Origin of the sequence: Sphingobacterium sp. UBA7625 (assembly GCF_002484085.1) — a bacterium.
GTDB lineage: Bacteria > Bacteroidota > Bacteroidia > Sphingobacteriales > Sphingobacteriaceae > Sphingobacterium > Sphingobacterium athyrii.
On sequence record NZ_DLJD01000028.1, the window covers coordinates 372288 to 379492 of the forward strand.

At 35.6% G+C, this 7205-nt stretch carries 7 protein-coding genes and 1 pseudogene; 4 read left to right on the forward strand and 4 right to left on the reverse strand.

Features of this window, described 5'->3' with window-relative positions:
• Positions 1–378: 378 nt before the first annotated feature.
• From B4G94_RS13255 to B4G94_RS13265, 3 genes are all read right to left on the reverse strand, one after another.
• The gene (locus B4G94_RS13255; RefSeq protein ID WP_286859463.1) at positions 379–1131 is read right to left on the reverse strand and encodes a carboxypeptidase-like regulatory domain-containing protein; all 753 of its coding nucleotides are present in this window, start codon (positions 1129–1131) and stop codon (positions 379–381) included.
• Positions 1132–1332: 201 nt separating this feature from the next.
• Positions 1333–1779: a hypothetical protein gene (locus B4G94_RS13260; RefSeq protein ID WP_286859465.1), complete on the reverse strand. Its 447-nt coding sequence runs from the start codon at positions 1777–1779 to the stop codon at positions 1333–1335.
• 327 nt (positions 1780–2106) lie between these two features.
• A complete protein-coding gene (locus B4G94_RS13265; protein WP_286859466.1) occupies positions 2107–2733 on the reverse strand; it encodes a hypothetical protein in 627 nt (208 codons plus the stop codon).
• A gap of 533 nt (positions 2734–3266) precedes the next feature.
• On the opposite strand from B4G94_RS13265, the gene B4G94_RS13270 reads away from it, so the two are divergent.
• The 4 genes from B4G94_RS13270 to B4G94_RS13285 all read left to right on the forward strand — a co-directional run bounded on the left by B4G94_RS13270 (position 3267) and on the right by B4G94_RS13285 (position 6899).
• Positions 3267–3665, forward strand: a complete 399-nt coding sequence (locus B4G94_RS13270) for a hypothetical protein (RefSeq protein WP_286859467.1) — start codon at positions 3267–3269, stop codon at positions 3663–3665.
• Between the two features lie 290 nt (positions 3666–3955).
• A complete protein-coding gene (locus tag B4G94_RS13275; RefSeq protein WP_286859469.1) occupies positions 3956–5005 on the forward strand; it encodes a sensor histidine kinase in 1050 nt (349 codons plus the stop codon).
• A gap of 3 nt (positions 5006–5008) precedes the next feature.
• A complete protein-coding gene (locus B4G94_RS13280; protein WP_286859470.1) occupies positions 5009–5758 on the forward strand; it encodes a LytR/AlgR family response regulator transcription factor in 750 nt (249 codons plus the stop codon).
• Positions 5759–5912: 154 nt separating this feature from the next.
• Complete coding sequence (locus tag B4G94_RS13285; protein ID WP_286859471.1) at positions 5913–6899, forward strand: hypothetical protein; 987 nt, start codon at positions 5913–5915, stop codon at positions 6897–6899.
• Between the two features lie 92 nt (positions 6900–6991).
• On the opposite strand, the pseudogene B4G94_RS13290 reads toward B4G94_RS13285, so the two are convergent.
• Positions 6992–7205 (reverse strand): annotated as a pseudogene (locus B4G94_RS13290) (hypothetical protein); the annotation flags it as partial.

Here is a 7205-nt window from a genome sequence, read left to right on the forward strand (position 1 = left end):
ACAGAATACGCCCCTAGCCTATGGACTTTAGACTAACAGACAGGAAAACTCGGTGAATGGTGGGAATGGGGAGATTAACGGACATCGATAGCCAAGTTTCCTTTTCTTTAAAGTTGCGACACAGGATTTATTTGCGTAAATTGGTGTAAGAGGGATTTATAGAGAAAAGTTACCAATTCGAAAGATCATGGAATCAATCTTTAAAAAACTAATATACTGCCTGATGCTTTTGGAAGTATCATTTATATTTTTTCGTTGTATAAATGGAGGCGCTGATTCTTTTACTAGCGGGCTTTCAATTATGCTCATATCCCAAATAGCAATAGTAATCGTGACACTATCAAAACAAGAAAAGAGCAGTTCAGACGATAAAGCTACTTAAGGCTTGATATATTCTTGATAACTCTTTTTGAGGTACAGGATAATATCATAGTCGGACATGTATTTCGCTGTATCAATATTCGGGCGGTACAACTGCATAAAAGTTTGTAGAGAGTCCCCTTTAAGGCCCGTCAAATTTTGAACCATAGGTTTTGAAAAGATATTATCAAGATACTGCTCTTCTTCTTTCTTTATCAATTTCTGTTGGAGCTTGGATTGAGGGTTACGTTTTTTCCCCAACAAAGAGATAACAGAAAGCACATCAACACTTATCAGCGAGGCGGTACTATTGCTCGCCTGATTAGGGTGTCTCGGGACATTTGAAGAATAGTTTTTGGTGATGAAAATGTCTTTAAATTTGGGTTTGCTATAATTGAAGGTCTTGGCAAATTCTTCCCGAAACTTTAAGGAATCAGCCTTATAATTTCTTAAAGAATTGATCTTGACTTCATCCAACAAAATTGCTGTTTGCTCCATATATATAACCAGATTATCAAGATTGCTATTACCAACTATATATTTTTCCTCACGATATCCGATTGAAGAAAAGGTGATTGTATCTCCAAGCTTAATGCCCGACAATATAAAGTTGCCATTACCATCGGAATAGTTGCTGCGCGAAGCTACTTTGATCGAAACACCTATAAGAATATCACCCGAATGCTTATCTTTAATCGTACCTTTCAGATCTTGTGCAGAAGATAAGTTTGTGATAAAGAGCAATAGTAGAAACAACTGTAGTTTACTCATTTTCAGTTAGTTTTACAATAAAAATATTATAAAACTAAACATTAAGCAATGTTATTAACTCTTTTTAACGCATGACGCTTTGGTAACAACCTCCGTCTATACAAATAAAAAACCACATCTCCCGACGTGGCCTTAATAAACATATGATTCACTAGTGATCTGACCTTATACCGATCTTGGCAAACCACTAGTTATTGGATACTATTTGTATGAATTGATTGATGTGGACACTTTCCAGTTGTTACCTTCGCGAACCAAAGTCACCAGATCAGTCTTGGTAAAATCTTCAAATTTTGAAGTCACTTTAGCAACCATATAATCGGCAGACTCTTCGATAATGTAAGTTTTTACTGTACAGTTTAGCTTCTCTCCTCTTTGTTTTTTCAAAGATTTGATGACTGCTTCACGGCTGTGGTTTTGTGCGTTGGATGCTTGGATTTTTTGATTGAAATCTGTCGCGAATAACTGATCTACTCCTACTGACTCACCTGCGGTCGTAACCGCAACATAGTGGTCAAGGGCAAAGTCTGCTGTAGAAAGATTTACGTTTGCTTTTTCAGTTTTGGATACTGGTTTGTTAGCCGCCATAGCGAATGTTGATACTGCGATTAAGGCTGCTGCTGCGAATGTTTTTACTAGTGTTTTCATAATGTCTTTATTTTATATTGTTAGTTTTTTAGTTCTTATTTGTTGACTCAAAACTACGACAGAATACGCCCCTGGCCTATGGGCTTTAGACTAACGGACAGGAAAACTCGGTGAATGACAGGAATGGGGAGGTGAAAATAAAAGTAACAAGGTGATCCTTTCGGAATGACCTTACCTGAGGATCATCTAGATAGATCTGGAATTTACCAAAATCACAATGCTAGCGCAAGGTGCCCACTAAATTGGTTGGCCATAAGATTGTGATTCTAAATCACCATCGATCAGAAGTGATTATCGCTCATTCTAAGCTTTCATTTTATATCCCACTTATAAATAAATGTCCTTCAAAGGAACAAAAAATGTAATTGGCTCATAATCATCCTCCTCTATTAAAAAACCTTTTAAATAAAATAAATAAGCTATAGAATATTTTGTACTTAACGGGCTAGTAAATTCACTCTTTAAAAACAAATTATTCATACCAGCTTTACGAAAAGTGAAGCGCTCAATAGCGTCTGAAAGAGGTCTATTCCTATATTTTAATATATCCAGATCTTTATCAAAAATTCCGTTTTTAGCAACTATTCCAGCTATAAAAGCTTCATCCTGCGGATTGGTTAAAAGGTCATTAAGAAATTGCGAAAAACTTATCTCTGTAGTCATGTTTTCCTTGTAATAGTTTCTAAACCACATAATGTGTCCCTTAAAAAGTCTATTATTCTTTGTTTTTCCATATACACATAGCAGATCGATTCTTTCATAAAAATCTTCGTTGTTCTGGCTTAAAACAAACTCCTTAATACTTGCTGACTTGTCTAACTTGTTCTTTGGAGTATCTAGGGAAGTATTTTTTTTATTATCTAAAGCAATGTCATTTCTATCAGAAGGCTCATTTTGGCATGAAATCATTGATATTAATCCAACTAAAAGATATATTTTAGCAATTATTTTCATTTATAAATTATATTGTTTGGTTTTTTCAATAAGTATGGATTTATTTTTTTCGCCACCGTATAAGTCTATAATTTCGAAGTTCTCATCAAAAAAGCATAAACTGAACTAGTTATTTTTTTAGGTGAATTTGTTCTTTATATTCATCGAAATACCTCATTTTTCAATATTCATTGCTGTTGGCACATCTGGTAAAAGGCAATTTTCTTGTAAATTCTCTTCCAGTGTAAATAGCAGAGATAGTCGCTTTCCGATTTGTCTCAATCCCACATTTCCAGTAAATATATTATGTTTTATATTATGATCATCTAAAAAACAAACTGTCTCGGTAGGAAATTTTGATTTCACAAACAATAAGCGATATTAGAATTGAAGAGTTCACCACAATTGCACTGATGTTTCAGCGATTTAAGCAATGAATTACAGTGTTTATACCACGAATACCTTTTTTGATGCTTAAAACTTTAGACTTGCATACCTTTCCCCTAATATTGCACGAAATAAGAAATAAAATCACTCATACAGCATTAAAACAAATGAAAAATTTATTTATCAAATCAGTCGCAATGATTGCCTTAACCGCGACCTCTTGTTCTACTCCGTCTTACTTTGGGAAAAGTTATGCTCCAACCCAGCATGTGGATGTCTTTTTTGATGTAAATGACATTAAAAAAGAATATGAAGTAATGGGAACAACGGATATAGGCAAAGGTTTTGGTTCCATAGAGGCCGCACAGCAAAAGGTAATAACACTCGGTCAATCCAAAGGTGCGGATGCTGTGGTCATGAAACTCACCGAGGAAGTGACGGGATCATCAAAATCAGACTTTGGAAATCTACAGAACGGTAAAAAGAATAATACTTATGCAGGGGGTTCAATTACAAATAATATCAAGGTTAAAAAAATTCTCGCCACATTTGTCAAATACAAATAAATCGAATACCCACACAACTAATATCCGAGCTTGCAACAATTTAACAAATACATGATTTCCTAATGGGTCAATTTCCGGTCCTTGTACTTCGGACCGGAAACTATTACTGATATCACCAAAGCACGAGATCTAGCTCTCAGCCCTATATTTATTCTCCGTTTTGATGTAATCAATAGTACCGTTCGTGCCTATAATCCTATTGTCAACAGATAAAACTTTCGATCATCATCCATTTCAACTAATTTTGTATAAAATTAAGAACAGCAATAAGTTATTCAAGCAAGATTTAAATGTCGCTAGCAATCAGGATAAAGTGGAAGGAGTTTTTGGTTATTTTCCTGATTTATGGAATATGGAGTGTCGCCGTATTTCTCTTTCTGGTACAACTTCAGGGCTTTGATAAAACAGTTGATCAATTTGAAGGCGGAATTAATCTCTATATAAGTCTTACCCATACCATCTTAAAAGGTACGGTAGTTTTCTACCTGCTTATATATCATTTTGCTATACCCGCAATTATGAATCGACGCTGGGCAAAAGTGTCAATTCAGCTCATTGCTTTCTTCACCTTGCTGACTATTTATGAATATTACTGGACATTTTTTGTACATAGAAACGATCCAAAAAGTGTTGGTAATCTAACTCCGACTTCATTCTTCATCACAACAACAATACTAAATATTGTGGCCAGCCTTATATCTTATTTTACGGCCGTAGCCATTTATTCAAACGTAATTCGCAGAAGTAAAGAACAATTGGAGCGCGAAAAATTAAAAGCGGAACTGGCGGCAATAAAATATCAGATCAATCCGCATTTCCTTTTTAATTCGCTGAGCTTGATCTACACAAAAACGTATAAGAGCAATCCTGAAGCGTCACAGGCCGTTCATCTGCTATCGGAAATAATGAGTTACGCCTTGGAGGATTGGGGTGAACAAGGAATTGTACCGTTAGCTTTAGAAGCCGAGCAAATAAAAAAAGTTATTCAGATGAACCAAATCCGGTTCAATAACAACATAAGAATAAGATACATCGAAGATATTCAACTTAAGGACGCTAAAATCCCTACCTTAACTTTAGTTACGCTTGTTGAAAATGCATTTAAACATGGCGAACTTCATGATGCCGAAAATCAGGTTTCAATTGAAATTATGGCTAAAAACTCCAGAATAAACTTCAAGGTAAACAATAAGAAAAGAAATGGCCCAAAAGAATTATCAAAAGGTATCGGCGTAAATAACGTACAACAACGCCTGAATCTGATGTATGGCAGCAAACACAGATTTACAATTAAGGAAGACGAAAATTATTACATGACCGAAATAGTTATAAATATCTAACATATGATTAATTGTATTGTAATTGACGACGAACCCCACAATATCGAACTACTGACGCTACATATTGAGCAGATTCCCTATTTAAATTTAGTCGGTACTGCAGCCGATCCAGTAGCCGCATTACAGCTGCTGAACAACACGGAGGTCGATTTGTTGTTTTTGGATATTCAAATGCCGGGAATAACCGGATTGGAATTTTTGAAGATGTTGAATGAAAGATATAAGGTCATTCTCACGACCGCCTACAGAGAATATGCCCTTGAAGGATTTGACCTGAATGCTGTAGACTACCTCTTAAAACCCATATTTTTTCCCCGTTTCCTGCTAGCGGTAGAAAGGGCGCAACAACAGCTTTCGATCAGTGCTAAAAAAGAGCAAGAGTTTATACTGGTTAAAACAGAGTATAAAGGGAAGCTGGTTAAAATTAAGCTGAACGAAATCGTATACATCGAAGCAAAAGCAAAATATGTATGTTTTTACACGTCAGATGATAAAAGCATTATGGTCCAGCTCAACATAAGCGCTTTAAAAAACATATTACAGGCTGATCGCTTTGTGCGAATCCATAAGTCTTTTATCATTGCTATTCCATTTATTGTCATGATCAACGGGAATATGGTCCAACTGGAACATTATAAAAATACTGTCCCTATCGGACAGACTTATCGAGATTCGTTCATGAGCCGCATGACAAAGAAAGTTCTTAATAACATGGTGAAAGATCCACTCAACTCAGCTATTTCAAAAGACTAGTGCGAACCTGATAAGGCCTGCAATATTTCCCCTGTAGCTGCCCTGGTCTCGATTGCAACAGATTATGAATTAAGCGAAATTAGGCGTATATTCATTAGAGATAGGTCGATTTGAGATTACAAATATGCGATTGAGACCAAATCATAAAAAAGCCATGATAAAATTATTCCTTTTTGTCTTAACTAACTTCTTATTGTACAATTATGGTACAGCCCAAATTAATTGTGCTTCACTATTAAAGAAAAGGTTTGAGAATAAAAGTTATTCTCCGGCCGAATTAGACAGCTTAATTAAAGATTTCTCCAAGCTCAAAGCATGCGGACTCGATTCTGTCGCACTAGAAATTGCAACATCTTTGCCCGGGGTATTTAATACATTGATAACCCCTTCAATGCAAGAACCCAAGAAACTGATTACCTATAACGAGGTATTCAACAAAATAAGAGAGCTAAAGACTTCACCTGAATACCCAGCCTTATTAAAATTTCATATAGCCAACAAAGCTTTGAGGTCACGCCCTGTTAATCTGAAAGAATGGTCAAAAGACAGCTTATTATTTGTTGATATTTTTGAAATGGACAAATCAGCAATCGACAAAGGGGAATTGGATGCCTTTTATAATTTTATGAAGGAAAATAAAATTGGTGAGTTAACTTATTTCCATGCGTGGGCCATTTTTAAAAATCAGCAAAAGCTAATGACTCCTCCAAAGCCACAGAAAAAAATACTCTGGGATGATAATCAGGACAGCACGCTAGCGGAAGTGATACAGAAAGCTAAAGAACAAAATAAAAGGGTGATCCTTTATTTTTCCGGTTGGAACGATATCGTAAGCAGAAAGCTAGAAGCTGAATTGATGTATCTTAGTGATGATAACATGATGAAATATATCCGCAGTAAATTTGTTTTTAAAGTCATTATTATTGACGACCGAAGTAAACTGACAACAAAGGAACTGCAACAAGATTCAAATTTTGTAAAAAACGCTGAGAATCGGGGCGCCAAAAACCGAAATATCCAAACTTATTATACACATTCAAAAAAAACTCCTTATTTCGTCATGCTAGATGAAACAGGTAAAATTTTGAAATCATTAAGTGAGAATATAACTAAAAATACGCTTGATAAATTTTTAGATTAAAAGCCACATCTCGCGACGTGGCCTTAAATAAACATATGATTCACTAGTGATCGGCTGTTGGTATGATCAGGCTGACTACTAGTCATTGGATACTATTTGTATGAATTGATTGATCTGGACACTTTCCAGTCGTTACCTTCGCGCACCAAAGTCACCAGATCGGTCTTGGTAAAGTCTTCAAATTTCAAAGTTACTTTGGCTACTATGTAGTCAGCTGATTCTTCGAGGATATCGGTGCTTACCACACAGTTTAGTTTCTCCCCTTTTTGTTTTTTCAAGTATTTAACGACTTGATCCCGGCTGTTG

Excerpts from the sequence above, each read along its gene's own strand:
- B4G94_RS13255 (WP_286859463.1), bottom strand. The coding sequence starts at position 1,131 with ATGAGTAAACTACAGTTGTTTCTACTATTGCTCTTTATCACAAACTTA.
- B4G94_RS13260 (WP_286859465.1), bottom strand. The coding sequence starts at position 1,779 with ATGAAAACACTAGTAAAAACATTCGCAGCAGCAGCCTTAATCGCAGTA.
- B4G94_RS13265 (WP_286859466.1), bottom strand. The coding sequence starts at position 2,733 with ATGAAAATAATTGCTAAAATATATCTTTTAGTTGGATTAATATCAATG.
- B4G94_RS13270 (WP_286859467.1), top strand. The coding sequence starts at position 3,267 with ATGAAAAATTTATTTATCAAATCAGTCGCAATGATTGCCTTAACCGCG.
- B4G94_RS13275 (WP_286859469.1), top strand. The coding sequence starts at position 3,956 with ATGTCGCTAGCAATCAGGATAAAGTGGAAGGAGTTTTTGGTTATTTTC.
- B4G94_RS13280 (WP_286859470.1), top strand. The coding sequence starts at position 5,009 with ATGATTAATTGTATTGTAATTGACGACGAACCCCACAATATCGAACTA.
- B4G94_RS13285 (WP_286859471.1), top strand. The coding sequence starts at position 5,913 with ATGATAAAATTATTCCTTTTTGTCTTAACTAACTTCTTATTGTACAAT.